The sequence below is a fragment of the Fuscovulum sp. genome (assembly GCA_035192965.1).
Lineage (GTDB): Bacteria > Pseudomonadota > Alphaproteobacteria > Rhodobacterales > Rhodobacteraceae > Paragemmobacter.
This window is the reverse complement of sequence record CP136571.1, coordinates 1,622,284-1,647,422: the sequence shown is the minus strand read 5'-3', so window position 1 is coordinate 1,647,422 and position 25,139 is coordinate 1,622,284. Positions and strand designations below refer to the sequence as shown.

26 protein-coding genes are annotated in these 25,139 nt (G+C 64.6%); 11 read left to right on the top strand and 15 right to left on the bottom strand.

Going from position 1 to position 25,139, the window contains the following annotated elements; genetic code table 11:
• Positions 1–100 precede the first annotated feature (100 nt).
• Genes RSE12_08105 through RSE12_08080 form a run of 6 tightly spaced genes read left to right on the top strand, consistent with a single transcriptional unit; the run spans position 101 to position 4,908 of the window.
• Positions 101–1,654 (top strand): Ppx/GppA family phosphatase, encoded by a 1,554-nt coding sequence (locus RSE12_08105; protein ID WRH64283.1) that lies wholly within the window; start codon positions 101–103, stop codon positions 1,652–1,654.
• A gap of 2 nt (positions 1,655–1,656) precedes the next feature.
• A complete protein-coding gene (locus RSE12_08100) occupies positions 1,657–2,271 on the top strand; it encodes a VOC family protein (GenBank protein ID WRH64282.1) in 615 nt (204 codons plus the stop codon).
• Positions 2,268–2,756 (top strand): N-acetyltransferase family protein, encoded by a 489-nt coding sequence (locus tag RSE12_08095; protein ID WRH64281.1) that lies wholly within the window; start codon positions 2,268–2,270, stop codon positions 2,754–2,756. Before RSE12_08100 ends, RSE12_08095 begins: the two co-directional genes overlap by 4 nt.
• Before the next feature lie 31 nt (positions 2,757–2,787).
• Positions 2,788–3,486, top strand: a complete 699-nt coding sequence (locus RSE12_08090) for a molecular chaperone DjiA (GenBank protein WRH64280.1) — start codon at positions 2,788–2,790, stop codon at positions 3,484–3,486.
• A 4-nt stretch (positions 3,487–3,490) separates the two neighbouring features.
• Positions 3,491–4,543: an endonuclease gene (locus RSE12_08085; protein WRH64279.1), complete on the top strand. Its 1,053-nt coding sequence runs from the start codon at positions 3,491–3,493 to the stop codon at positions 4,541–4,543.
• Between the two features lie 26 nt (positions 4,544–4,569).
• Positions 4,570–4,908, top strand: coding sequence for an AAA+ family ATPase (locus tag RSE12_08080; protein ID WRH64278.1), 339 nt, complete (start codon positions 4,570–4,572; stop codon positions 4,906–4,908).
• 90 nt (positions 4,909–4,998) lie between these two features.
• Here the strand turns inward: RSE12_08080 and RSE12_08075 are convergent, their stop codons facing one another.
• On the bottom strand, positions 4,999–6,333 hold the full coding sequence (locus tag RSE12_08075) for an FAD-dependent oxidoreductase (GenBank protein WRH64277.1): 1,335 nt from the start codon (positions 6,331–6,333) through the stop codon (positions 4,999–5,001).
• An 8-nt stretch (positions 6,334–6,341) separates the two neighbouring features.
• Entirely contained in the window at positions 6,342–8,471 is a 2,130-nt protein-coding gene (gene scpA / locus RSE12_08070; protein ID WRH64276.1) for a methylmalonyl-CoA mutase, read from the bottom strand.
• A 92-nt stretch (positions 8,472–8,563) separates the two neighbouring features.
• On the opposite strand from scpA, the gene RSE12_08065 reads away from it, so the two are divergent.
• Complete coding sequence (locus tag RSE12_08065) at positions 8,564–9,007, top strand: DUF4174 domain-containing protein (GenBank protein WRH64275.1); 444 nt, start codon at positions 8,564–8,566, stop codon at positions 9,005–9,007.
• A 4-nt stretch (positions 9,008–9,011) separates the two neighbouring features.
• Here RSE12_08065 and RSE12_08060 read toward each other — a convergent pair whose 3' ends face one another.
• The 7 genes from RSE12_08060 to RSE12_08030 all read right to left on the bottom strand — a co-directional run bounded on the left by RSE12_08060 (position 9,012) and on the right by RSE12_08030 (position 15,001).
• A complete protein-coding gene (locus RSE12_08060) occupies positions 9,012–9,443 on the bottom strand; it encodes a hypothetical protein (GenBank protein ID WRH64274.1) in 432 nt (143 codons plus the stop codon).
• Entirely contained in the window at positions 9,440–11,443 is a 2,004-nt protein-coding gene (locus tag RSE12_08055; GenBank protein WRH64273.1) for an acetyl/propionyl/methylcrotonyl-CoA carboxylase subunit alpha, read from the bottom strand. The genes RSE12_08060 and RSE12_08055 overlap by 4 nt, the downstream gene beginning before the upstream one ends.
• Before the next feature lie 117 nt (positions 11,444–11,560).
• The gene (locus RSE12_08050) at positions 11,561–11,719 is read right to left on the bottom strand and encodes a hypothetical protein (protein WRH64272.1); all 159 of its coding nucleotides are present in this window, start codon (positions 11,717–11,719) and stop codon (positions 11,561–11,563) included.
• A 400-nt stretch (positions 11,720–12,119) separates the two neighbouring features.
• Positions 12,120–12,527, bottom strand: coding sequence for a hypothetical protein (locus RSE12_08045; protein WRH64271.1), 408 nt, complete (start codon positions 12,525–12,527; stop codon positions 12,120–12,122).
• A gap of 138 nt (positions 12,528–12,665) precedes the next feature.
• Entirely contained in the window at positions 12,666–12,803 is a 138-nt protein-coding gene (locus RSE12_08040; protein ID WRH64270.1) for a hypothetical protein, read from the bottom strand.
• 214 nt (positions 12,804–13,017) lie between these two features.
• Positions 13,018–13,458 (bottom strand): DUF6497 family protein, encoded by a 441-nt coding sequence (locus RSE12_08035; GenBank protein WRH64269.1) that lies wholly within the window; start codon positions 13,456–13,458, stop codon positions 13,018–13,020.
• A 10-nt stretch (positions 13,459–13,468) separates the two neighbouring features.
• A complete protein-coding gene (locus tag RSE12_08030; protein ID WRH64268.1) occupies positions 13,469–15,001 on the bottom strand; it encodes an acyl-CoA carboxylase subunit beta in 1,533 nt (510 codons plus the stop codon).
• A gap of 183 nt (positions 15,002–15,184) precedes the next feature.
• Between RSE12_08030 and RSE12_08025 the strand changes: the two genes are divergently transcribed.
• The 3 genes from RSE12_08025 to RSE12_08015 all read left to right on the top strand — a co-directional run bounded on the left by RSE12_08025 (position 15,185) and on the right by RSE12_08015 (position 18,280).
• The gene (locus tag RSE12_08025) at positions 15,185–15,538 is read left to right on the top strand and encodes a DMT family protein (GenBank protein ID WRH64267.1); all 354 of its coding nucleotides are present in this window, start codon (positions 15,185–15,187) and stop codon (positions 15,536–15,538) included.
• 74 nt (positions 15,539–15,612) lie between these two features.
• On the top strand, positions 15,613–16,824 hold the full coding sequence (locus RSE12_08020) for a multidrug effflux MFS transporter (protein WRH64266.1): 1,212 nt from the start codon (positions 15,613–15,615) through the stop codon (positions 16,822–16,824).
• A gap of 49 nt (positions 16,825–16,873) precedes the next feature.
• Positions 16,874–18,280, top strand: coding sequence for a short-chain fatty acyl-CoA regulator family protein (locus RSE12_08015; protein ID WRH64265.1), 1,407 nt, complete (start codon positions 16,874–16,876; stop codon positions 18,278–18,280).
• Positions 18,281–18,317: 37 nt separating this feature from the next.
• On the opposite strand, the gene RSE12_08010 is transcribed toward RSE12_08015, so the two are convergent.
• From RSE12_08010 to betI, 6 genes are all read right to left on the bottom strand, one after another.
• Positions 18,318–18,554: a DUF465 domain-containing protein gene (locus RSE12_08010; protein WRH64264.1), complete on the bottom strand. Its 237-nt coding sequence runs from the start codon at positions 18,552–18,554 to the stop codon at positions 18,318–18,320.
• Between the two features lie 73 nt (positions 18,555–18,627).
• A complete protein-coding gene (locus tag RSE12_08005) occupies positions 18,628–19,281 on the bottom strand; it encodes a thermonuclease family protein (protein WRH64263.1) in 654 nt (217 codons plus the stop codon).
• A 105-nt stretch (positions 19,282–19,386) separates the two neighbouring features.
• Positions 19,387–21,045 (bottom strand): choline dehydrogenase, encoded by a 1,659-nt coding sequence (betA, locus tag RSE12_08000; GenBank protein WRH64262.1) that lies wholly within the window; start codon positions 21,043–21,045, stop codon positions 19,387–19,389.
• 18 nt (positions 21,046–21,063) lie between these two features.
• The gene (locus tag RSE12_07995) at positions 21,064–22,074 is read right to left on the bottom strand and encodes a threonine/serine dehydratase (GenBank protein ID WRH64261.1); all 1,011 of its coding nucleotides are present in this window, start codon (positions 22,072–22,074) and stop codon (positions 21,064–21,066) included.
• The gene (gene betB / locus RSE12_07990) at positions 22,061–23,515 is read right to left on the bottom strand and encodes a betaine-aldehyde dehydrogenase (GenBank protein WRH64260.1); all 1,455 of its coding nucleotides are present in this window, start codon (positions 23,513–23,515) and stop codon (positions 22,061–22,063) included. The genes RSE12_07995 and betB overlap by 14 nt, the downstream gene beginning before the upstream one ends.
• A complete protein-coding gene (gene betI, locus RSE12_07985) occupies positions 23,512–24,096 on the bottom strand; it encodes a transcriptional regulator BetI (GenBank protein ID WRH64763.1) in 585 nt (194 codons plus the stop codon). Before betI ends, betB begins: the two co-directional genes overlap by 4 nt.
• A gap of 94 nt (positions 24,097–24,190) precedes the next feature.
• Here betI and choX point away from each other — a divergent pair, with 94 nt between their 5' ends.
• A complete protein-coding gene (choX, locus tag RSE12_07980) occupies positions 24,191–25,117 on the top strand; it encodes a choline ABC transporter substrate-binding protein (GenBank protein ID WRH64259.1) in 927 nt (308 codons plus the stop codon).
• Positions 25,118–25,139 lie beyond the last annotated feature (22 nt).

The window sequence follows — 25,139 nt, the reverse complement described above, 5'->3', positions numbered from 1 at the left end:
CCACGACACGCGCCCATCGCCCCGCCGCGATGGCGTCAACCACCTTGACCCCGCCCCGCATCCGCGCCACCTTTCGCCCGCAAGACGAAGGACTGCCAAGATGAACGACTCCGCCCCCGCCGCCGATACCGGCAGTGATGATGATTGGGGCCCGTTTGGCCGCCCGCTTTTCGATGACCCCTCCGTCCGCGCCTTGTCGCGCGTGGGTGTTGTCGATGTCGGCTCAAACTCCGTCCGTATGGTCGTGTTCGACGGTGCCGCCCGCAGCCCGGCCTATTTCTACAACGAAAAAATCATGTGCGGCCTTGGCAAGGGTCTGGCCGAAACCGGCCGCTTGAACCCCACCGGCCGCATCCGCGCGCTGGCCGCGCTGAAACGCTTCGCTTTGCTGGCCGAAGGCATGGGCGTCGACCCGCTGACCGTCGTCGCGACCGCCGCCACGCGCGAGGCAGAGGATGGCCCCGAATTCCAGGCCGAAGTGCTGCGCGAAACCGGCCTGCGCCTTTGGGTGATCAACGGCGATGAAGAGGCCCGTCTGTCAGCGCAGGGCGTTCTTCTGGGCTGGCCCGAGGCGAAGGGTCTGGTCTGCGATATCGGCGGCAACTCGATGGAACTGGCCCGCATCGGCGATGGTCAGGTGGGCAAACGCATCTCTACCCCCCTTGGTCCCTTCCGCCTGCAACAGGTGACGGGCGGCGATGTCAAACGCCGCGCGCTCATCGAACGCATCCTGAAAACCGCGCAATCCGCCGTGAAATCCAGCGGCGAACGCATCTACCTCGTCGGCGGCTCCTGGCGGGTCATCGCGCGGCTCGACATGGAACGCCGCAACTACCCGCTGACCGTGCTGCACGAATACCGCATGACGCCGCAAAGCCTGCTCGACACGCTCGACTGGATCGCCGGCAGCGACCTGCCCCTCCTGCGCGCCCGCACCGGCACCTCATCGGAACGGATGGAGCTTGTCCCCCTCGCCTGCGAGGTGCTGCGCGAACTGGTGCGCATCTTCAAACCGACGGAAATCGACGTCTCGGCCTATGGCATCCGCGAAGGCCTGCTTTATGAACAGATGCCCCCCCGCCTGCGCCAGCGCGACCCGCTGATCGAAGCCGCGCGCATGGCGGAAATGACATCCGCCCGCGTGCCAGGTTTCGGCAAGAAACTTTATGAATTCCTGCTGCCGCTGTTCAAGGATGCCGACAAGGAACGCCACCGCCTGATCAAGGCCGCCTGCCTGCTGCACGATACCACATGGCGCGCGCACCCCGATTATCGGGCCGAGGTCTGCTTTGACAACGCCACCCGCGCCAACCTCGGCGGCCTCGATCACCCTGGTCGCGTCTTTCTGGGCCTATCGCTCTTGCACCGCTACAAGAATTCCCGCTCCGGCTCGCGCCTTGAACCCCTGTTCCGCCTTCTGACCGACGAACAGATTCAGGATGCCGAGGTGCTGGGTAAGGCCATGCGCTTTGGCGCCATGTTCTCGGTCGCCGACCCGTCCGAAGCGGGATCGCTGCGCTGGCAGCCAAAGAAGCGCGTCCTTGAACTCAGCCTAACCGAACGCGGTCGTGATCTGTTCGGCGAGGTTGCACAATCCCGGTTCACCTCACTCGCCCTCGCAATGAAGGCCAAGACCAGCATCAGCAGCCTTTGACCATGCTCACGCTGGATCACCTCGCTGTCGCCGCCACCTCCCTTGAAGAAGGGACCGCCGCGGTCGAGGCTGCGCTTGGCGTCACCCTCGCGCCGGGGGGGCAGCACCCGCATATGGCGACGCATAACCGCCTGCTGTCGCTCGGCCCCGACCTTTATCTTGAGGTGATCGCCGCCGATCCCGCCCAGCCCCGCCCCGCATGGCCGCGCTGGTTCGATCTGGATCGCTTCACCGGGCCGCCCCGCCTGACGAACTGGATCTGCCGGTGCGATGACATTGGCACTGAACTGGCCCTTTCACCCCCCGGCACCGGCACCCCGGTCGCCTTGGCGCGCGGCGATTTCCGCTGGCAGATGGCCGTTCCAGCCTCTGGCATCCTGCCCTTTGACAACGCCTTCCCGGCGCTCATTCAATGGGAAGGCAGCGCCCACCCCGCCCCGCGCCTGCCCGATATTGGCATCCGCCTGACCCGGTTCGAAATCGCCCATCCCGATGCGCTGGCGCTGCGCGCGGCGCTGCACACCCGCCTGAATGATCCGCGTGTCGTGTTCACCCCCGGCCCGCAGGCCATGCGCGCGACCTTTGCCACCCCGCATGGCGACCGGCATCTGGAATGATCCGCGACGCCACCCCCGCCGACGCCCCCACCATCGCCGCGATCTGGAACCCGGCGATCCGCGATACCTCTGTCACTTTCAACGCCGCCGAAAAATCGCTCTCCGACATTACCACGATGATCACCGACCGTCAGGCCGCAGGGCATGCCTTTCTTGTGGCAGAAATGTCAGGCCGCATCGTGGGCTTTGCCACCTATGCCCAGTTTCGCGGCGGTGTGGGCTATGCCCGCACCATGGAACACACCATCCTTCTTTCCCCCGATGCGCAGGGCACCGGCCTTGGCCGCGCCCTTCTGACCGCCATCGAAGATCATGCCCGCGCGGCTGGCGCGATCAGCCTGTTCGCCGGGGTTAGCGCCGAAAACCCGGCCGGGCGCGCCTTTCACACCCGCATGGGTTATACCGAGGTGGCGATCCTGCAACGGGTGGGCTTCAAATTTGGTCGCGCCATGGATCTGGTCCTGATGCAGAAGTTCCTCTCCTGACTTCTGCCAAAATCCGACGTAACATCGTCATATGTCGATCTGGACCCGCATCGCCGAAGCGCTGTCTGCACTCGCCCAGGGCGAGCCGCTTTCCGTTGTCTTCGACAAACTTCAGGGCAAGGTCGACCACCACCCCGAACTGACCGTCGGCTTCACCATCGCCGTCATCGCGCTGGGGGCCAAGATCGCCAAGGCCGATGGCGAGGTGACGCGGGATGAGGTCACCGCCTTCCGCCGCGTCTTCACGATTGATGAGGCCGAGCTTCAGAACGCCGCCCGCGTCTTCAACCTCGCCCGTCAGGATGTGGCGGGCTTTGATGCCTATGCCCGCAAGATCGCCGCCATGTTCGGGGCCGGTCACCGCGACGTGCTGGAAGACGTGATGGAGGGGCTGTTCCTCATCGCCCTAGCCGATGGCCGCTATCACCCCGGCGAGGATGATTTCCTGCGCGAGGTCGCCCGCATCTTCGGCCTGACGGATGCCTGCTTCCGCGCCCTTCATGCCAGTTTCGTCGAAGGCGCGCCCCGCGACCCGTATGAGGTGCTGGGCATCCCCCCCGACACACCCATCGAACAGGCCCGCGCGGCATGGAAGGCCGCGGTCAAGGAACACCACCCCGACAGGATGCTCGCCCGCGGCGTCCCGGAAGAGGCGATCAAACTGTCCGAACGCCGCCTGATCGCGCTGAATGCCGCATGGGAAGAGATTTCGGCGAAAGAGGCGGCCTGACGCCATGGCAGGGCCAAGCCTGCGCCTTGCCACCTACAATGTCGAATGGTTCAACGCCCTGTTCGATGATGCGGGCCATCCGCTGAACGACACCCACCCCTCGGCCCGTTATGGCATCACCCGCGACCGGCAGTTGACCGCCCTACGCGCAGTCTTTGCCGCACTGGATGCCGACGGGATCATGGTGATCGAAGCGCCCGACACCGGATCAAAACGCTCCACCACCCGCGCGCTGGAACGCTTTGCCGCCAGCGCGGGCCTGCGCGCCCGCCGCGCCATCATCGGCTATCCGTCTGAAACCGAACAGGAAATTGCCTTTCTCTATGATCCGGACCGGCTCACCATCCGCCACGATCCGCAGGGCGACCCCGCCCCTCGCCAAGGGGCCAGCAACGCTCCGCGTTTCGACACCGCCTTCCGCTATGACCTTGATGCCGATGGCGTGGACGAGGTGATCCGCTTTTCCAAACCACCCCTCGAACTGGCCGTCACCCATGCGGCGGGAACTCTTCGCCTGATCGGCGTACATGCCAAATCCAAAGCGCCCCACGGCGCGCGCGATGATGCCGAACTCACCCGCCTTGCCATCGACAACCGCCGCAAACAACTCGCCCAATGCCTCTGGCTGCGCCAGCGGGTAACGGCGCATATCCGGGCGGGCGACAGCGTCATCGTCATGGGCGATCTGAACGATGGCCCCGGTCTGGATGAATATGAAAAGCTGTTCGGCCATTCCGGGGTAGAGGTCGTCCTCGGCCCCGACGACCCGCCCGACCTGCGCCTCTTCGATCCCCATGCCCAGATGGCCATCACCCAGCGCCTTGGCGTGGCCCCCGCCACCGCCCGTTTCTTCATCGCGCCCCAAAACCGCTGGCTGGATGCGCTCTTGGATTTCGTCATGGTCTCGCCCGATCTGCGCGCCCGCGCGGCGCCCGTTTGGCGCATTTGGCACCCCGATGATGACCCGGTGATCGCCGCCAATCCCACCCTGCGCGCCGCGCTACTGGATGCGTCCGACCATTTCCCCGTGTCGCTGGACCTGGCCCCTGTTGAATAGCCGCCCGCCGTCCCCATCTATGGCCCATGAAACACGCAGTCCTGATCCTCGCCCTCGCCCTTGCCCCGCTCCCCGCCCTTGCGCAGGAATCCCCCGCGCCCGAGGCTGAGGAAGGACCCAGCCTCATGGAACGCGGCCTTGCCCTGTTCTTCGAAGGCTTCCGTCAGGAACTCGAACCCGCGCTGGAAGGCATGGGCGACGCGTTGACCGAACTGCAACCCGCCCTCGACAGCATGATGGGCATGATTGACGACATGACGAATTACTCGATGCCCGAAATGCTGGAAAACGGTGACATCATCATGCGCCGCAAGCCGGATGCGCCGCCGGTTGAACCGCCTGCGGCACCCGGCACGGATCTGTAACGCTGCGCCAGAACCCCGCGCCTGACGGGGGCATCGCCCCTGTCAGATTTTTCGCAGAAAAATCGTCCCTTCACATCCGGCCAGACCGCATCAACCGGCCAGCATGGACCGCGCCACCCCGCGCCCCGACAGCACCGCCCCATGCGCTGTGCCGAAATAATCCGGCTCCGCAGCCTCGCCCGCGAACCACAGCGCCCCGTCCCACTCGGCCCCCGCCAGCGCGCGTCGGCTGTCCGGCCCGCTGCCCACAGCGTGAAAACTGTAACTGCCCAGACTGAACGGATCGCGCCCCCAGCTCGTCACCTGCGCTGCGACCGGGGCGGGAAAGCCGGATCCGAACATCGCGCGCAAGGCATCGGATGCCGCCGCCACCGTGGCGCGGTCATCCAGCCTCTCCAACGCGGCCGCCTGATCGCCGGCATGGAACCCCAGCAGAACCGGCGCGCCCATCCCCCGCGTCAGCGACACCCATTCCGCCCAGATGCCCGGCTCCGGCCCCAGCCAGCCGATCCAGTCCACATCATCGGGCCACTGCACCCGGTCAAAGCGCAGCCAGCATTTGTTCAGCAACCCCATGCCCAGCCCGTCAATCGCCGCCTGCCGCGCAGGATCCAGCGCCGCGCCAAACCGGACACGCCCGGATTGCAACACCCCCAGCGGCAGCGTGCAGACGATCCGCCCTGCCGGAATCACAGATCCATCCGCCAGCGTCACCCGCCCCGGCGCAATCTCCACTACCTCGGCCCCCAGACGCAGGTTCACCCCCTGCGCCATGTGGCGCGCAACCTGATCGAACCCGTCGGGGAACAGCGCATCCGCACCGTCAAATTCCTCCCCCTCCGCGCCCCACCAGGCCGACAGACGCCGCGCAGGCCCGCCATATTCCTGCTCCAGCGTGCAGTTGATCAGATACTGCACCAACCGCCGTTCCCCGGCGCTGGCCTTCCGCCAACCCTCTGATGCCTCCACCGCCGCCATGACCGAAACATCGCTGTCACGATCCTCGGCAGCCGCCAGTGCGCGGCGCAGGATCCGCTCCGCCCCCCGCAGGTCGGGATCAATCTCCTCCCCCGCCGCATCCAGCAGGATCGCCCGGTCATAGCTCGTCTCCACCAGACGCGCGCCCGCATCCCGCGCCAACGCCTCCAGCGGATTGCCCTTGCGCCCGTGAATCCAGCTCGCCCCCAGATCCATCGGCAGATCGGGCCAAAGGCGTGAGGTGTGGATGCGCCCGCCGGGCCGACCCCGCGCCTCCAGCACCACCACCTCCTGCCCCGCATCCGCCAGAGCCCGCGCCACAGATAGCCCGGCTAGCCCGGCCCCGATCACCACGACCGGCCCCTCCGCCGCCCGTGCCGCCCGCAGGCCAAGCCCCACCGCCCCCAAACCCATCACCACCGCACGCCGCGTCACACCAGAAACCATCGCCGTCCTCAGGTCCGGGTCGCCCGGATCAGCTCCAGAATATCCTTCGCTGCCTCGGGGATATTCGTCCCCGGCCCAAAGATCGCCTTCACCCCGGCATCATAAAGGAACTGGTAATCCTGCTGCGGGATCACGCCCCCGCAGATCACCAGAATCTCTCCCGCCCCGGCATCCTTCAGCGCCTGCACCAGCTTGGGGGCCAATGTCTTGTGCCCCGCCGCCTGCGACGAAATCCCCACCACATGCACATCATTGTCGATGGCATCCTGCGCCGCCTCTTCCGGCGTCTGGAACAGGGGGCCCACATCCACATCAAACCCGATATCGGCAAAGGCCGTGGCGATCACCTTCGCCCCCCGGTCATGCCCGTCTTGCCCCATCTTCACGACCAGCATCCGCGGCCGCCGCCCTTCCTCTTCGGCAAAGGCTTCCACATCCTTCTGGATCTGGGCAAAGCCCTGATCGCCCTCATAAGCCGCACCATATACCCCGGCCAAGGTCTTCACCTCGGCGCGATGACGCCCGAACACCTTTTCCATCGCCATGCTGATCTCTCCGACTGTGGCCCTTGCGCGGGCCGCAACCACGGCCGCCTCCAGCAGATTGCCGCCCTCATCCGCACGGCGGGTCATTTCTTCCAACGCGGCCTGACAGGCGGCCTCGTCCCGCGCCGCGCGGGTGCTGTTCAGCCGCGTGATCTGCGCCTCGCGCACCGCCACATTGTCGATATCCAGGAAATCGATCGGGTCTTCCTTGTCCTTGCGGTACTTGTTGACCCCGACGATCACTTCCTCGCCCCGGTCGATCATCGCCTGCCGCCGCGCCGCACTTTCCTCGATCCGCAGCTTGGGCATCCCCGTGGCCACCGCCTTGGTCATGCCCCCCATCGCCTCGACCTCTTCCATCAGGGTCCAGGCCTGCTCGGCCAGTTGCGCAGTCAGCGTTTCCACATAGTAAGACCCCGCCAGCGGATCGACGACATGGGTGATCCCCGTCTCTTCCTGCAAGATCAACTGTGTATTCCGCGCGATCCGGGCGCTGAATTCGGTCGGCAAGGCAATCGCCTCATCCAGCGCATTGGTGTGCAGCGACTGCGTCCCGCCCAGCGCCGCCGCCATCGCCTCATAGGCGGTGCGGATCACGTTGTTATACGGGTCCTGCTCCTGCAAGCTCACGCCGCTGGTCTGGCAATGGGTCCGCAACATCAGGCTGGATGTCTTCTGCGCCCCGAACCCTTCCATGATCCGATGCCACAGCATCCGCGCCGCGCGCAGCTTGGCCACTTCCATGAAGAAATTCATCCCGATGGCAAAGAAGAAACTCAGCCGCCCCGCGAATTCATCGACATTCATCCCCCGCGCCAGCGCGGTGCGGACATATTCCCGCCCATCGGCCAGCGTGAAAGCCAGCTCCTGCACAAGGTTCGCCCCCGCCTCCTGCATATGATAGCCAGAGATAGAGATAGAGTTGAACTTCGGCATCTCTTTCGCCGTGTATTCAATGATATCCGCGATGATCCGCATGCTGGGTTCAGGCGGATAGATATAGGTGTTGCGCACCATGAACTCTTTCAGGATGTCGTTCTGGATCGTCCCCGAAAGCGCTGCCCGCGACACACCCTGCTCTTCCCCGGTCACGATGAAACTGGCCAGAACCGGGATCACCGCGCCGTTCATCGTCATCGACACGCTGACCTTGTCCAGCGGGATGCCGTCGAACAGCACCTTCATGTCCTCGACACTGTCGATGGCGACGCCCGCCTTGCCCACATCCCCCACCACGCGGGGATGGTCGCTGTCATAACCGCGATGCGTGGCAAGGTCGAAGGCCACCGACACCCCCTGCTGCCCCGCCGCCAGCGCCTTGCGATAGAAATTGTTGCTCTCTTCGGCGGTCGAAAACCCAGCATATTGCCGGATCGTCCAAGGACGGCCCGCATACATCGTGGCCCGTACCCCGCGCGTGAAGGGGGCCACCCCCGGCAACTCGCCCATCTGCGGCAGCCCCGCCACATCCGCCTGCGTATACAGCGGCTTGACGGCGATCCCCTCAAGCGTTTGCCATGTCAGGCTGTCGGGGTCCGCACCCTTCAATTCCTTGGCAGCCAGCGCCCGCCATTTCGACAGATCTTCCGTCATCTTTCTTCCTTCCACTGCCGGGGTGGGCATCCCGGCCATATCCCTTGGGTTTTCAGCCGCCTGCCCTATATTCAGGGTCAAAGAGGAACCGCATGAAAACCCTGTTTGCCTTGCTTGTCGCAGCCCTGCTGCCGCTTTCGGCCTTCGCACAAGAGGCCGCCGATTTTGCCCCCGTCCCGGCATCCGAGGTGGTGCTGGACGAACTCATGTATGTGAAACGCCCGCTGGTCGTTTTCGCGGACTCCCCGAACGATCCGAACTTCATCCGCCAGATGGACCTGATCGGTCGCGATCCCGCCTCGCTTCTGGCGCGCGATGTGGTGGTGATCACCGACACAGACCCCACCGCCCGCTCCGAACTGCGCAAGAAACTGCGCCCGCGCGGCTTTTCACTGGTGATCCTCGACAAGGATCTGAAAACCACCCTGCGCAAACCGCTGCCCTGGGACGTGCGCGAAATCACCCACGCCATCGACAAATTCCCGCTGCGTCGGCAGGAAATCCAGCAAGGCAACCGCCCCGCTGCGGGTGGCTGATCGCTCACTGGCACGCCCTGTCGCGCACGAGAAAGACTCCGGTCAGAACATAAATCCAAACCAGCACCGCAGCCCCCTGCTCTACGGTGACCAACCCAACCCTCCATAGGCCCGCCACCGCGAAGATCAGCACCGCGAACACTGCCCAGAGCAGGACCAACCGCCACAAGACCACCGCCCGCCCCATGACGCGCCAGATCAGCGCATAGGACAGCGCGACACCCGCGCCCCAGATTGGCAGATTGAAAAGCAAGAAGCGGGGCGGGGCCGAAGGGTACAACCACGGAAATCCTGTCAACGCCGCCAACCAGTGCAAGCCCTCTCCCCCGTCCCGCGCAGCGTCCCAAAGCAGAGCATTCGCCACGGCCCAGAAGGGAACTGTGACCAGCGCGCCAAGGGTCGCAACTGCGGAACGGGCGAAGGGGTGCCACCTCACTCGAACTCCATGATCACTTCATCCACCTTCAGGCTCGCCCCCGCACTGGCGGTGATCTTCTTCACCACACCGCGCCGCTCGGCCTTCAGGATGTTTTCCATCTTCATGGCCTCGACTGTGGCCAGCGCCTGCCCTTCCTGAACCTCGTCGCCCTCGGCCACGTTGATCTTCACCACCAGTCCCGGCATCGGGCAGAGCAGGTATTTCGACGTGTCCGGCGGCATCTTCTCCGGCATCAGCAGCGCCAATTCGTGCTGGCGCGGGCTGCGGACATGGCATTTCACCTCGGCCCCGCGTAGCCGCAGGCGGAACCCGCCCGAGATCTTGCCCACCTTCATCACCAAAGGCGCACCATCCACCATCAGCCGTGCCAGCGGCTGCCCCGGCGTCCAGTCGCTGGTCACCCGATGCGTGGTTCCTTCCGCAAAGGTCACGGTCGATCCATCGCGATCTGCACGGATCGTTACCGCAAACGCCTCGCCCTGCACCGCGACTACCCAGTCATCGCCCACCCGGCGCTGATGGTTGTCCATCGTCCCGGTGATCCGCGTGCGCCGGATCTCGGCCACCCGGTTCATCGCTGCCGCTGCCGCCGCCACCCGGCGCAGCATTCCCCCGTCCAGCGTGGCACCCTGGAATCCTTCGGGATATTCCTCGGCAATGAAAGCCGTGGTGATATTGCCCGAAACAAAGCGCGGATGATCCATCACCGCGCCCACGAAGGGCAGGTTGTGGCCGATCCCCTCCACCTCGAACGTGTCCAGCGCCAGCCGCATCTCCTCGATTGCCGCCTCGCGCGTCTCGCCCCATGTGCACAGCTTGGCGATCATCGGGTCGTAATACATGCTGATCTCGCCGCCTTCGAAGACGCCGGTATCATTGCGCACGATCCCCCCGCGCGGCGTCGTCCCCTCTACCGGCGGGCGATAGCGCGTCAGACGTCCGATCGACGGCAGGAAGTTCCGATACGGGTCTTCCGCATAGAGCCGGCTTTCCATCGCCCAGCCGTTGATCTTCAGATCATCCTGCTTGAACGGCAAAGGCTCGCCCGCCGCCACGCGGATCATCTGTTCCACCAGATCAACCCCGGTGATCAGTTCCGTCACCGGATGTTCCACCTGCAACCGGGTGTTCATCTCCAGGAAATAGAAGTTGCGGTTGCCATCAACGATGAATTCCACCGTCCCCGCGCTGGTATAGCCCACCGCACGCGCCAAGGCGCAGGCCTGCTCCCCCATCGCCTTGCGCGTCGCCGGGTCCAGAAACGGCGACGGCGCCTCTTCGATCACCTTCTGGTTCCGCCGCTGGATCGAACATTCGCGCTCATGCAGATAGACGCAATTGCCATGCTTGTCGGCCAGCACCTGAATTTCGATATGGCGCGGCTGGGTGACGAATTTCTCGATGAAAATCCGGTCATCGCCAAAAGACGCCGCTGCCTCGTTCTTGGATGACTGGAACCCTTCTGCCGCCTCGGCATCGTTCCACGCAATCCGCATCCCCTTGCCACCGCCCCCGGCGCTGGCCTTGATCATCACGGGATACCCCACCTGACCGCTGATCTTCACCGCCTCGTCCGCATCGGCGATCAGGCCCATATAGCCCGGCACCGTCGACACCCCGGCCTCCTGCGCCAGCTTTTTCGAGGTGATCTTGTCCCCCATCGCCTCGATCGCCGGGCTGGGCGGGCCGATGAACACCACGCCCTCCTTCTCCAGCGCCGCCGCGAAATCCATCCGCTCGGACAGGAAGCCGTAACCCGGATGCACCGCCTCTGCCCCCGTCGCGCGTACCGCCGCCATGATCTTGTCGATCACGATATAAGACTGGTTCGCAGGCGCGGGGCCGATATGCACTGCCTCATCCGCCATCTTCACATGCAGCGCATTGCGGTCGGCATCGGAATAGACCGCCACCGTCTTGATACCCATCTTGCGGGCCGTCTTGATGACGCGGCAGGCGATCTCGCCCCGGTTGGCGATCAGGATCTTCTTGAACATCTCTCTCCCCTTGCACCGCGCCCGGGCCGGGACGCGGAAATGACAAAGGCCACCCGGGCGGACTGCCCGGATGGCCTTTGCGATGTGGCATCAGGCTGCCCGAAGGCAGCCGTCAGATCAGTAGCGACGGCAGGGCGGCAGGCCCGGCAGGCCGCAAGACGCAGCACCGGCCAGCGCGCCGAGTGCGGCACCGGCAACCATGTTTTCATCCATCGCGTCTGCGATGGCGGCACCGGCGACCGCGCCGCCAAGGCCGCGCTCGGTCGGGGTCGCCATGCAACCCGCAAGGGTCGTGGTGGCAAGTGCAAAAAGGACGAAATATTTACGCATGGCTCGTTGCCTCTCAAGGTTGTTATTGAGCACGAGTTTACCGTGTTCACAGCCGCAATAAAGTGAAATTCGCGGCAGAACGATCCCGCTTTCGTGTGATCGGCAGAAGCGCGCGCATACAGCCCGCTGTCGTCATTGGAAAAAAGGTCCGGCCGCCCCAGCTGCGGGGCAGGCCGGACTGCAAGGGAAGGGGTACAGTCTAGGCAGAGACGGGGGCCGTAGGATGAACACCCCGCATGTTCATCAGCTTGGCCGACCACGGCACGCATGGCAAACCCGAAGTCAGCAGCGAAATCGCACTGTGCGAAACCTTGCCGGAATGCGGATGCGGTCGGCAAAACCATGCCTAGTCATCCCCCCCATCGCCGTCATAATCATCCTCGGCAAAGCCAAAATCAGGGGCGTTCTTGGCGAACACCTCGGGAAAGCTTGCCTCGGCCCGCTTCACGTCGATGCGCAGCATCGCGTCATAGGAACAGGGATCGAACGGGTCTTCCGCCGGAACCACCTCGCGCCCGAACAGCCAGGACAACCGCCCCGCATCCAGATTGCCCCGCTCGAACGGCTCTTCGCCGAACTGCGCCCAAAGCGCCGCCATGAACCCCTGATCGGCCATGCGGTCGGCGTGCTTGCGGTCGCGATAGCGTTCCCGCTTCACGATCTTTGCCGGCCCGTCCTTGCGGTTCTCGCGCCGGATGACGAATTGGAAATCTGTTCCGGGCAACCGCCCCGGAAAACCGCGATGCTTCAGCATGTCCTGCCCCCATCAATACCAAGGGGGGCGTCATGCCGGATCAAGCGGCCAAGGTCAAATCCGGCGCCCGGTTTCAGGGCGCCAGACAGAATCGGGGCGGGCCGGGGCTGACACGCCCCATTGGCCCGCCCGGATGTCTTACTTGTACTTGCCGGTGTAGGTCGGCTCGGTCGAAACGGGGGTATCCACGTATACGACTTCTTCTTCTTTGGCAGCGCAAGCTGCGACAAAGGCAACCATGGCCAGGGCCAGAATGGTTTTCGTGCTCTTCGACATCCTCTACTCCTATTTTCTTGGAGGGTCAGACCGAACGATACGCCGCCGGACTGCCCCCGATGCGAGGCATAGGCCGCTTGGGTTCGGCCTTCGCGCACCATATCCGAAAAATCGGCGAAAGCACACGCAGGCAGAGCCAAGTTATCAGCCTGTGGCCGTGCTACATCAGCAAGGCCCCCACGGGCAAGACGCATCATGCGTGCATCGGCGGACATCAGAACATCTCCCAGACGCAAACACCCTCTTCGATCCGGTAGGATTCAAAGAATTGCGTGGCCTCGGGCGCGGCCTCGCCAAAGGGCACCGCCACATCCGACAGCGAGATGATCACCTGTTCCGGATGCGGCCCCTGATCGGCGATGCGCGGCAGGGCATAGCTGTCGCACAGATGCTGCATGTCGGCGGCGGCCGTCTCAAACTCAACCCCGCCCCCCGGCGCAATCCCCGGCGCCAGAAACCGGAACCGCAGCGCCAGCCCGTCCGGCCCCGGCGCGTTCCAGATCACATCCTGCAAAGTGATCTCTTGCCCCGACGGCACCTCGATCCGCGCCCCGTCGCCCGGTTCCACCACAAGCTCCGCCCCCGCCTCTTGCGCAGCCGCAGACCCCGCCAGAATGGCGGCCATCACGGCAATACGGGCAAGGGCGGCGGGCATCACTCGGCTCCTACAGCGGAATATTGTCGTGCTTCTTCCAGGGGTTGGTCTGCTTTTTCCCGCGCAGGCTGGCAAAGGCCCGGGCCACCCGGCGGCGCGTGGAATGGGGCATGATCACCTCGTCGATGAACCCTTTTTCCGCCGCCACGAAGGGGTTGGCAAATCGGTCCTCATAATCCTTCACCCGCGCGGCGATCTTCTCCTTGTCGCCCAACTCGCTGCGATAAAGAATTTCGACCGCACCCTTGGCCCCCATCACGGCCACTTCCGCCGTGGGCCAGGCATAGTTGAAATCGCCCCGCAAATGCTTGGACGACATCACGACATAGGCCCCGCCATAGGTCTTGCGCGTCAGCACCGTCACCTTGGGCACCGTCGCCTCGCCATAGGCGAACAGCAGCTTTGCCCCGTGCTTGATCACGCCCGCATACTCCTGCCCCGTCCCCGGCAGGAACCCCGGCACATCCACCAGGGTCAGGATCGGAATCTCGAACGCATCGCAGAACCGCACGAACCGTGCGGCCTTGCGCGACGCGTCAATGTCCAGACATCCCGCCAAAACCATCGGCTGGTTTGCCACCACACCCACCGACTGCCCTTCGATCCGGATGAAACCACAGATGATGTTTCCCGCGAAATCCTTCTGGATTTCAAAGAAATCGCCCTCATCGGCGATCTTCAGGATCAGTTCCTTCATGTCATAGGGTTGGTTCGGATTGTCCGGCACCAGCGTATCCAGCGACATTTCCACCCGGCCCGGATCATCAAAGAACGGCCGCACGGGCGCCTTTTCGCGGTTGTTCAGCGGCAGGAAATCGAACAGCCGCCGCGTTTCCGCGATCAGTTCCACATCATTTTCGCAGGCCCCATCCGCGACCGATGATTTCTTCGTATGCGTCGAAGCGCCACCCAGTTCCTCGGCCGTCACCACTTCATTGGTGACGGTCTTCACCACATCCGGCCCCGTCACGAACATGTAAGAGGAATCCTTCACCATGAAGATGAAGTCCGTCATTGCGGGCGAATAGACCGCCCCCCCGGCGCAAGGCCCCATGATCAGGCTGATCTGCGGCACCACACCGGATGCCATGATGTTACGCTGGAACACCTCGCCATAGGCCGCCAGCGAACTCACCCCTTCCTGAATCCGTGCACCACCGGAATCGTTCATCCCGATCACCGGCGCGCCGTTCTGAATGGCCATATCCATGATCTTGCAGATCTTGGCCGCATGGGTTTCCGACACGGACCCGCCCAGCACGGTGAAGTCCTGCGAAAACACATAGACCATGCGGCCATTGATCGTGCCCCAGCCGGTGATCACGCCATCGCCGGGATGGCGGTTCTCTTCCATCCCGAAATCGGTGCAGCGGTGTTGCACGAACATGTCAAACTCTTCGAAACTGCCCTCATCCAGAAGCAGTTCCACCCGCTCCCGCGCGGTCAGCTTGCCCTTGGCGTGCTGCGCCTCCACCCGGCGCGCGCCACCCCCGGCACGGGCCACGGCACGACGGTCTTCCAGTTCCTGCAGGATATCCTTCATAGACACGCTCCCCCGAATTTCGCCGGAACATAGCGGCCCCGGCGGCCATGGCAAAACGGAGTTTCGCATATTTGCAATTAATTGGCAGAGCATTGCCTGCAAAACGCAAATTAGCAAATCTCTCGCCTTCCCCCCTGCCCCGCCTTACACCCCAGACAGAACATCCGCCGCCTTGAGGCCCCCATGACCCAGCTTCCCGTCCCCGTCATCACCATCGGCCTTCTGCTGGCCTCCAACATCTTCATGACCTTCGCCTGGTATGGGCATCTGAAATACAAATCCGCCTCGCTGGTGCTGGTGATCCTTGCCAGCTGGCTGATCGCGCTGCCGGAATACGCGCTGCAAGTGCCCGCCAACCGCATCGGCCACAGCCATTTCTCGGCCGCCGAACTCAAAACGATGCAAGAGGTGATCACCCTCACCGTTTTTGCCGTCTTTTCCGTCTTCTACCTCAAGGAACCGCTCACCTGGAACCACGCCATCGGCTTTGCCTTCATCGCGCTGGGGGCCTTCTTCATCTTCCACAAATGGGCCTGATCGGCCCCACCCGCACACAACCCTGTGCATTCCGGCCCATGGACAGCGGCAAGGCCAAAGCATAGGGCAACACAATGACCAACTCCCGCTTCCTTGACCGCCGCACGCCCCCGCACATCGCCACACTCATCCTGATGGCGGGGCTATCGGCGCTGACGATGAACATCTTCCTGCCTTCGCTTCCGGGCATGGCGGCCTGGTTCAACGTACCCTACGGGCTGATGCAACTGTCCGTCGCGCTTTACCTCGCGCTTTCAGCCCTGCTGCAAATCGTCATCGGCCCGATTTCGGACCGCTTCGGTCGTCGCAAGGTGCTGCTCTGGTCGATCGCGCTGTTTCTGCTGGCCACCATCGGCACGCTCATCGCGCCCGATGCCACCACCTTCCTGATCTGCCGCATGGCGCAGGCCGTCATCGCATCCGGCATGGTGCTCTCGCGCGCCGTCGTGCGCGACATGGTGCCCGATGCGCAGGCCGCATCCATGATCGGTTACGTGACCATGGGCATGTCCATCGTCCCGATGATCGGCCCCGTCATCGGCGGCCTGCTGGATGAGGCATTCGGCTGGCAGGCCAACTTCGCCCTTCTCCTGATCCTCGGCCTTGCAACGCTTGCGCTCGTCTGGGCCGACCTTGGCGAAACGGCCACCCTGCGCCGTGTGTCGCTGATGGACCAGATCCGAACCTATCCCGGCCTGCTGCGCTCACGCAGGTTTTGGGGCTATGTCGGTTGCGCCTCCTTCACCTCGGGCTCCTTCTTCGCTTATCTCGGCGGTGCGCCCTATGTGGGCAATGTGGTCTTTGGCCTGTCCTCGTCCGAAGTGGGCCTGCTCTTCGCCATCACCGCGGTGGGTTATCTGGTCGGCAATTTCATCGCCGGGCGCTTTTCCGTTCGGCTGGGCATGAACCGGATGATCCTCTGGGGCACCCTCGCCTCCATCTCCGGTCTGGCGATGCTGACCCTCGTCACGCTGGCGGGCGTGCATTCGCCCTATGTCTTTTTCGGCTTCACCCTCGCCCTCGGCCTCGGAAACGGCATGACCCTGCCCAACGCCAATGCCGGGATGCTGTCGATCAAGCCGGAACTCGCAGGCACTGCCTCGGGCCTCGGTGGCGCGATCCAGATCGGCGGCGGCGCAGCACTGGCCGCCCTCGCTGGCACCCTGCTGACCGAAGGCGCGACTGAGATGCCGCTCGTCCTTCTGATGCTCGCCTCGGCCATCCTCGCGCTCTTCTCCATCCTCGCCGTCATCCGCCGCGCCCGTACCCTCGGCCTCACAGCTTGACGGGCACGCTTTGCAAAGCCGATAACGGCTTTGCAAAAGGGGGCGCGCCATGGCCACACAGAAACTCTATGCCGGGGCCAAGCTGCGCGAGATTCGCGGCCGCCTGTCGCTCACGCAAAAGACCTTTGCCGACAAACTGGGTGTGTCGCTGCCCTATCTCAACCAGATGGAAAACAACCACAGGCCCGTTTCGGCCTCGGTGGTGCTGGCCTTGGCCCAGGAATTCGGGCTCGACGTCACCGAACTGACCGTGGGCGAATCCGAACGTCTGGTATCTGACATGCGCGAAGCCTTGGCCGATCCCGTCTTCGCCCAGACCACGCCTCCGTTGGCCGACCTGCGTCTTGCCGCCTCCAACGCACCCGCGCTGGCCCGCGCCTTTCTCGATCTGCACCGCGCCTATCGTCAAACACACGAACGCCTCGCCTCACTGGACGAGGCCTTGGGTCGCGAAGACGCCTCCCTCCGCCCCTCCCCGTGGGAGGAGGTCCGCGATTTCTTCCACTATTGCGACAACTACATTGATGCCGTTGACCGCGCAGCGGAAAACTTCGCCGCCCCCGCCACCCCCACCGGCCCTGCAACCGACATCACCCGCATCGCCATCGCTGCGCTGGAACGCCGGGGGATCACCACTGTCTTCACCGATCAGCCCGAAACCCGCCGCTATGACGCGGCCAGCAAGCGGCTTGCCCTGTCGAACCGCACCGCCGTGCCCACCCAGCGCTTTCAGCTTCTGCTCCAGGTCGCCCTGCTGACGCAAAACGAACTGATCGAAGCAACGCTGGACCTTGCCCGTTTCGCCACACCCGAAGCGCGCGACATCGCCAAGATCGGGCTGGCGAACTACTTTGCTGGTGCCGCCCTGCTGCCCTACCGCGCCTTTCAGGCCGCCGCGCTGGAAACCCGGCACGATCTGGAACGCCTCGCCGATCTGTTCGGCGCCTCCATCGAACAGGTCGCCCACCGCCTTGCCACGCTGCAAAGGCCGGGTGCCAAGGGCATCCCCTTCTTCTTCGTCCGCGTCGATCAGGCCGGCACCATCACCAAACGCCACTCGGCCACACGCCTGCAATTCGCCCGTTTCGGCGGGGCATGCCCGCTGTGGAACGTCCATCGCGCGTTCGAAACACCGGGCCATTTCCTGCGCCAACTGGCCGAAACCCCGGATGGCGTGCGCTATCTCTGCCTTGCGCGCGACGTGTCAAAACCGGGTGGGGCCTTCCTCGCCCCGGTCCGCCGCTATGCCATAGGCTTGGGCTGCGAAATCACCCATGCCGCCAGCCTCGTCTATTCCGATGGGCTGGATCTGAAAGGCCGGTTCGAACCCATCGGCATCTCCTGCCGCATCTGCGAACGGCGCGACTGCCACCAACGCTCCGTCCCGCCCCTCGAACGCCGCCTCAAGGTCGACCCCGACAAGCGCGGTCTCCTCCCCTACGACATCGCAGATTGATAAAGCCCCGGCCTCGCGCCGGGGCCTTCTGCTACCCTCAGGCGGCAATCTGCTTCCAGATTGCATCCTTAAGCCGCATCCGTTTCTGGCGCAGTTCCGTCTCGTGCTCGGCTGAGGTCGGTTCAATCAGCGTCTCGGCCCGATGCACGGCACGGTTCACCTCGTGATACTCTTCCACCATCCGGGCGAAATGCGCATCCTTCGCCTTCATCGCATGGATCGCTTCGGCCTTTTCCGGGAAATCTTCATAAAGGTCGTGCGGCGTGTTCGACATGGTGCATCCTCTCTGTCTGTTCTGACGCAGACCTTACGGAACCCCGGCACCCCGCGCCTTGACCTCGGTCAACTTACCGCGCCGCGCGACGAAATCCTTCCGCTTGCGCCTCGCTTTCGGAACAGAACCACCGCTCCCCCGCCCGCTCGTTGATCCGCGTCGCGTCATAATCCGCCTGCCCCGGCAGGTGATAGATGCGCCGCCCCTGCGCGCCGATATTGCCCTTGATCGCGCAACCAGCCTCTGGCACCGGCTGCGCCGCACCAGCGCCCGCCTTGCGATGCGCCTCCGGCTCTATCCAGTCCGACGCCCAGACCCCCAACCCCTCACGCCGCGCTGCGACTTCCGCATTCACATAGCGGTCCGAATAGCGGCGATAGGCGATGGCACCGCCCTGCCGGACCATCTGCGCGGCCACATCCTTATCCTGTCGCAGGCAAACCGCCACCGCGCGGCCATAGCGATCCACATCCTGCACCGTGCAGGTCAGGCGCGCGCGCCCCACGATCCCGGCCAGCATGGCGCGCGCCTCTGTCCCACAGGCCCAGGGCGTGCCGTCCCGGTCACAGACCTGGTCCAGTTCCGGCGCATCGATCCCGAACAGCCGTACCTTCTGCCCCGCCAGTTCAAGCGTATCGCCGTCCACTACCCGCGCCCGCCCCTCAAGGGCAAAGGTCGGGCCCGCCAGCAGCGCCAGAACGATCAGTGAACGAATTATTAACATCATTCCCCGATTTCCGCCGCCACCGGGCGGAAATCAAGGTTAATGTTAACACTTGCTTAACTGGTCAAGAACGAAAGGCGAACATCATCACCAGACGACACGCGAACATCACCGCTGCGCCACCCGCCAATTCGGGTTGATCCAGGGTTCCTGGTTCGATGCCGGAAGCGGCGTCCGCCCCAGCAGGTGATCCGCCGCCTTCTCGCCCACCATGATGGACGGCGCGTTCAGATTGCCATTCGTCACCTGCGGAAAGATCGAACTGTCGGCCACGCGCAGCCCCTCTACCCCGATCACCCTGCATTCCGGATCGACCACCGCCATCCGATCATCCCGCCGCCCCATCCGCGCCGTGCCGCAGGGGTGATAGGCGCTTTCGGCATGGTGGCGGATGAAATCGTCCAGCTCTGCATCCGTCTGCACCCCGGCGCCCGGCTGAATCTCATGCTTCACATGCCCCGCCATCGCCTCTTGCCCGAAAATCTCGCGCGTCAGGCGGATGCAGTTGCGGAAATCCTCCCAATCCTCGGGATGCGACATGTAGTTGAACACGATCTTCGGCGCGACTGCCGGATCGCCCGACCGCAGCGTCACAGCCCCCCGCGATTTGGACCGCATCGGTCCGACATGGGCCTGAAACCCGTGCCCTTCGGCCGCGACTTTGCCGTCATAGCGCACGGCGATCGGCAGGAAATGATACTGGATATCGGGATATTCCACCCCGGCCTTCGACCGGATAAAGGCACAAGCCTCAAACTGGTTCGATGCACCCAACCCCTTTTTGGTGAACAGCCACTGCGCCCCGATCACCGCCTTGCCCATCAGGTTCCAGTATTTGTACAGCGTGATGGGCTGCTTGGAGGCAAACTGCAGATACAGTTCCAGATGGTCCTGCAAATTCGCCCCCACGCCAGGCCGATCTGCCACCACCTCCACCCCGTGCTCGCGCAGATGCGCGCCCGCGCCTATCCCTGACAGCATCAGGATCTTGGGCGTGTTGATGCTGGACGCCGCCACCACCACCTCGCGCGCTGCGGGGATCACCTCGATCTGCCCACCGCGTTCAACCTCCACGCCCACAGCGCGGCCAGCCTCGATCACCACCCGTCGCGCCAGCGCGCGGATGACTTGCACCTTCCCGGTCTTGATCGCGGGCTTCAGATAGGCATTCGCCGCCGACCACCGCACGCCGTTAAAGATCGTGGCCTCCATCGGCCCGAACCCCTCTTGCTGCTGGCCGTTATAGTCGCGCGTCACCGGATAGCCCGCCTGTTCGCCTGCCCGGATGAACGCCTCGAACAGCGGGTTCTCGCGCGGCCCACGCGTCACATGCAGCGGCCCCTTCGCGCCGCGCCAGCTGGGATCGGCCCCGTCGCGCTGCCCGTGCCACTGCTCCATCCGCTGGAAATAGGGCAGCACATCAGCATAAGACCACCCCTGCGCCCCCATCTCGGCCCAGGTGTCGAAATCCCGCGCATGGCCGCGCACATAGACCATCCCGTTGATACTGGACGACCCCCCGATCACTTTGCCGCGCGGCGTGGCCAGCACCCGCCCACCCAGATAGGGCTCCGGCTCGGTATGGAATCCCCAATCATAGCGCGCCATGTTCATCGGATAGGACAGCGCCGCCGGCATCTGAATGAACGGCCCCGCATCGGTGCCGCCATGTTCGATCACCGTCACCATGGCCCCGCCCTCGGCCAACCGCCAGGCCATGGCCGATCCGGCCGAACCTGCCCCGATGATCACGAAATCCGCCGACATATCCGCAGTCCTTCTTGTTCAGTTCGTCCGCCCGGCCATGGCCAGACAGTCGGCAAAGCGGTCAAAGGCGACATTCCCGCCCGAGGCCACCACAAGCACCACCTTGCCCGCCACTGGCACCTGCCCGCCCATCACGGCGGCCAGCGCCACCGCGCCCGACGGTTCCAGCACCAGCTTCAACACCTCGAATGCCCGCGCCATGGCCTGCGCGACGGGCGCATCCGCCACCGCAAGCCCCGTAACCCCCGCCGCCTGACAGGCGGCAAAGGTCGCCACGCCCGGCATCGGCGCCTGAAGCGCATCGCACAGCGTCGGCCCCCCGGGTGCTGCCACCCGTTCGCCCGCCCGCAGCGACCGGCCCATGCCATCATGCCCAACCGGCTCGCAGCCCCAGATCGCCACACCGGGATGCGCGGCCCGCATCATGAGCGACACGCCCCCCATAAGCCCACCGCCGCCCACCGGGCAGACCACCACATCCGGCACTGCCCCAGCGTCACGCATCTGCGCCAGCGCCTCGACCGCCGCTGTCCCCTGCCCTGCGATCACCGCCACATCGTCAAAAGGATGCAGCAACACCAAGCCCCGCTCTGCCGCCAGATCGCGCGCCATGCCTGCCGCCACCACCTCGCGCGGGGCATCACCGTGATGCGACAGCACCACCTCGGCCCCCAGCGCCACGGTCGCTTCCCGCTTTGCCGCGGGCGCATCCCACGGCATCACAATGGTCACCGGCACCCCCAGATCGCGCCCCGCCGCAGCAAGCCCTTGCGCAAAATTCCCGCTTGAGAACGCCACCACGCCCCGCGCCCGTTCCTCTGCCGTCAACTGCATCAACCGCCATAGCGCTCCGCGCAGCTTGAACGACCCCGTCCGCTGCAACCCTTCGGCCTTTACGAACAGCCGCGCCGCGCCGCAGTCCCGCGCCAGAACATCGGATTCGATCAACGGTGTCAGCCGCACGGTGCCGCGCAGCGCCCGATGCGCCACGCCGATCCGTTCCGGGCTGGGCAGATCAATAAGGTGCATCGACCGGCCCCATCCCCACATAGACCGATTTGACCTGCGTATAATGCTCCACCGCCGCGCGCCCGTTCTCGCGCCCCACGCCCGACATCTTGGCCCCGCCGAACGGGCTTTCGACCGGCGTCAGGTTATAGGCGTTAATCCAGCAGGTCCCCGCCTCCAGCTGCGCGATCACGCGATGCCCGCGCGTCAGGTCCGCCGTGAACACCCCCGCCGCCAGCCCGAATTCCGTCGCATTGGCTCGCGCGATCACCTCATCCTCGGTGTCGAAATCCAGCACCGCCATCACCGGGCCGAACACCTCTTCCCGCGCGATGGTCATGCTGTCGGTCACATCGGCAAAGACGGTGGGCTGCACAAAATACCCGGTATTGATCGCCGCCCGTCCACCGCCGCAGACCAGCCGCGCGCCTTCGGCCTTGGCGGTTTCCATATAGCCCAGCACCTTGTCCATCTGCACCGCGCTGACCAAAGGCCCCATCTGCGTGGCCTCCTCCAGCGGATCGCCCAGCAGGATCGTCGCCGTCCGCTCTGCCAGCCGCGCAAGGAAGCGGCCCTTGATCCCCTTCTGCACGAACACCCGCGTGCCATTGCTGCACACCTGACCGGCGGAATAGAAATTCCCCAGCATCGCCGCGCCCACCGCATCCTCGACCGACGCATCGTCGAACACGATGAGCGGCGACTTGCCGCCCAGTTCCATCGTCACATTGCGCACGCCATCCGCCGCCGCCGCATAGACGCGCCGCCCCGTCGGCACCGACCCGGTCAGCGACACCTTCGCCACACGCGGATCGGTCACCAAGGACGCCCCCACCGCACCGCGCCCCTGCACGACGTTGAACAGCCCTGCCGGCAGCCCAGCCGCCACGAAGATCTCGGCCAGCTTCAACGCCCCCAGCGGCGTCACCTCGGACGGCTTGAACACCATCGCATTGCCCAAGGACAAAGCCGGGGCCGCTTTCCAGCAGGCGATCTGGCTGGGGTAATTCCACGCCCCGATGCCCACGCAAACCCCCAAAGGCTCGCGGATCGTATAGACGAAATCCCGCCCCAGCGGGATCGTCTCACCCGTCACCGTCGGCGCCAGCCCCGCGAACCATTCCAGCGAATCTGCCCCGCTCGGCCAATCGGCCACCCGCGTTTCCTGAATGGGCTTGCCGGTATCCAGCGTCTCCAGCAGCGCCAGTTCCTCGCCCCGCTCGCGGATCATGTCCGCCGCCCGCCGCAGGATGCGCGACCGCTCGACCGGCTTCATCGCCGCCCACGCGCCCTGCGCCCGCTTGGCCGAGGCCAAGGCCGCCTCCACCACCGAAGCTGTGGCCTCATGCAGTACGGCGATCACCTCGCCGGTCGCCGGATAGATCACCTTGATCGGCGCACCCGCGCTGTCCTCGACATAGCGGCCATCGACAAAATGGCTTCCCTGCGGTTGCGCCTTCATGCGACCCGTCCCTTCAATTGAGCATTCAGATAATCCAGCGCGACCGCCACTGCCGCCGGCCCATCAGGCGGCCCGGATTTCAGCACCTCGCGCAGGTACAGCCCGTCAATCAGCGCGCCCAGCCCTTCAGCGACCTCGCCCGCCCGCGCGCCTGCAAGGGGCCGCAGACACACCATCAGGTTCGACCGGAGCCGCCCCTGATAAATGGCCAGCAACCGCTTCGCCTCGGGAACCGTCTGGGCCAGCACATAGAAATTCAGCCAGGCCCCCACCACCTCGCGCCGGAAATTCCCTGCGCTGAAGGAGGCCGCCAGAATCGCCCGCAAACGCGCCTCCGGCCCCGTCGCCACCGCCAGCGCCCCGCGCACCTCGGCCCCGTACAGCGTCAGCACATGGCGCATCGCGGCAAGGAACATGTCCTCTTTTGATCCGAAATAATGATGCGCCAACGCGCTCGACATGCCCGCCCGCTTGGCAATCTGGCTTACCGTCACGTCCAGCGATCCGACCCGCCCGATCTCGGTGATCGTGGCTTTGACCAGCGCCGCCTTTCGGATAGGCTCCATCCCAAGCTTCGGCATATCGGTCTGGCCCCCAAGAAAATCCTTGCCAAACCGAATAAGCGTGAAGTCTATTGACTCGTCAATCAACAAAAACTGCCAGGGAGACCCGCTCATGTTCAAACACCTCCTCCTCGCCAGCACCGCATCGCTTGCGCTGGCCGGGGCCGCCGCTGCCGAAGGCTGCGACACGGTCATCTTCTCGGATGTGGGCTGGACCGACATCACCGCCACCACCGCCGCGACGACGCTCGTCCTCGAAGCGCTCGGCTACGAGACGGAAACCAAGGTCCTATCCGTTCCCGTCACCTATACCGGCCTCGCCGAAGGCGATATCGACGTGTTCCTCGGCAACTGGATGCCCTCGATGGAGGCCGACATCGCCCCCTATCGCGATGCGGGCACCGTCGACACCGTCCGCGCCAACCTCGAAGGCGCAAAATATACGCTCGCCACCAACGAACATGGCGCCGCGCTCGGCATCACCGACTTCGCGATGATCAAGGATCACAAGGACGCCCTCGGCGGCCAGATCTATGGCATCGAACCCGGCAATGACGGCAACCGTCTGGTGCTCGAGGCCATCGCCAGCCCCGCCTTCGGCATGGACGGCTTTGAAATCGTCGAATCGTCAGAGCAGGGCATGCTCGCCGAAGTGGCCAGCAAAACCGAAGGCGGCGAACCCATCGTCTTCCTCGCCTGGGAACCCCACCCGATGAACGCGAACTTCAAGCTGACCTACCTCACCGGCGGCGATGATCTGTTCGGGCCGAATTTCGGCGGCGCGACGATCTATACCAACACCCGCGCGGGCTATGTCGCCGAATGCCCGAACACCGGCAAACTGCTGCAAAACCTGTCCTTCACCCTGCCCATGGAAAACGAAATCATGGGCGCCATCCTCAATGACGGCGCTGACCCGCGCGACGCCGCCAAGGCATGGCTCACCGCCAATCCCACCGTCTGGGAACCCTGGCTCGAAGGCGTGACGACCAAGGATGGCGGCGACGCCAAGGCCGCCGTCACCGCCGCCCTGCAATAAGCGCTCCGCCCTGCGGCAGGCA

Excerpts from the sequence above, each read along its gene's own strand:
- RSE12_08080 (WRH64278.1), top strand. The coding sequence starts at position 4,570 with ATGAAACACGCAGTCCTGATCCTCGCCCTCGCCCTTGCCCCGCTCCCC.
- RSE12_08015 (WRH64265.1), top strand. The coding sequence starts at position 16,874 with ATGGCCACACAGAAACTCTATGCCGGGGCCAAGCTGCGCGAGATTCGC.
- betA (WRH64262.1), bottom strand. The coding sequence starts at position 21,045 with ATGTCGGCGGATTTCGTGATCATCGGGGCAGGTTCGGCCGGATCGGCC.
- RSE12_08035 (WRH64269.1), bottom strand. The coding sequence starts at position 13,458 with ATGCCCGCCGCCCTTGCCCGTATTGCCGTGATGGCCGCCATTCTGGCG.
- betI (WRH64763.1), bottom strand. The coding sequence starts at position 24,096 with ATGCCGAAGCTTGGGATGGAGCCTATCCGAAAGGCGGCGCTGGTCAAA.
- choX (WRH64259.1), top strand. The coding sequence starts at position 24,191 with ATGTTCAAACACCTCCTCCTCGCCAGCACCGCATCGCTTGCGCTGGCC.
- RSE12_08045 (WRH64271.1), bottom strand. The coding sequence starts at position 12,527 with ATGCTGAAGCATCGCGGTTTTCCGGGGCGGTTGCCCGGAACAGATTTC.
- RSE12_08020 (WRH64266.1), top strand. The coding sequence starts at position 15,613 with ATGACCAACTCCCGCTTCCTTGACCGCCGCACGCCCCCGCACATCGCC.
- RSE12_08030 (WRH64268.1), bottom strand. The coding sequence starts at position 15,001 with ATGAAGGATATCCTGCAGGAACTGGAAGACCGTCGTGCCGTGGCCCGT.
- RSE12_08100 (WRH64282.1), top strand. The coding sequence starts at position 1,657 with ATGCTCACGCTGGATCACCTCGCTGTCGCCGCCACCTCCCTTGAAGAA.
- betB (WRH64260.1), bottom strand. The coding sequence starts at position 23,515 with ATGAAGGCGCAACCGCAGGGAAGCCATTTTGTCGATGGCCGCTATGTC.
- RSE12_08040 (WRH64270.1), bottom strand. The coding sequence starts at position 12,803 with ATGTCGAAGAGCACGAAAACCATTCTGGCCCTGGCCATGGTTGCCTTT.
- RSE12_08095 (WRH64281.1), top strand. The coding sequence starts at position 2,268 with ATGATCCGCGACGCCACCCCCGCCGACGCCCCCACCATCGCCGCGATC.
- RSE12_08010 (WRH64264.1), bottom strand. The coding sequence starts at position 18,554 with ATGTCGAACACGCCGCACGACCTTTATGAAGATTTCCCGGAAAAGGCC.
- RSE12_08090 (WRH64280.1), top strand. The coding sequence starts at position 2,788 with ATGTCGATCTGGACCCGCATCGCCGAAGCGCTGTCTGCACTCGCCCAG.
- RSE12_08005 (WRH64263.1), bottom strand. The coding sequence starts at position 19,281 with ATGATGTTAATAATTCGTTCACTGATCGTTCTGGCGCTGCTGGCGGGC.
- RSE12_08050 (WRH64272.1), bottom strand. The coding sequence starts at position 11,719 with ATGGCGACCCCGACCGAGCGCGGCCTTGGCGGCGCGGTCGCCGGTGCC.
- RSE12_08085 (WRH64279.1), top strand. The coding sequence starts at position 3,491 with ATGGCAGGGCCAAGCCTGCGCCTTGCCACCTACAATGTCGAATGGTTC.
- RSE12_08065 (WRH64275.1), top strand. The coding sequence starts at position 8,564 with ATGAAAACCCTGTTTGCCTTGCTTGTCGCAGCCCTGCTGCCGCTTTCG.
- RSE12_08025 (WRH64267.1), top strand. The coding sequence starts at position 15,185 with ATGACCCAGCTTCCCGTCCCCGTCATCACCATCGGCCTTCTGCTGGCC.
- RSE12_08105 (WRH64283.1), top strand. The coding sequence starts at position 101 with ATGAACGACTCCGCCCCCGCCGCCGATACCGGCAGTGATGATGATTGG.
- scpA (WRH64276.1), bottom strand. The coding sequence starts at position 8,471 with ATGACGGAAGATCTGTCGAAATGGCGGGCGCTGGCTGCCAAGGAATTG.
- RSE12_07995 (WRH64261.1), bottom strand. The coding sequence starts at position 22,074 with ATGCACCTTATTGATCTGCCCAGCCCGGAACGGATCGGCGTGGCGCAT.
- RSE12_08075 (WRH64277.1), bottom strand. The coding sequence starts at position 6,333 with ATGGTTTCTGGTGTGACGCGGCGTGCGGTGGTGATGGGTTTGGGGGCG.
- RSE12_08055 (WRH64273.1), bottom strand. The coding sequence starts at position 11,443 with ATGTTCAAGAAGATCCTGATCGCCAACCGGGGCGAGATCGCCTGCCGC.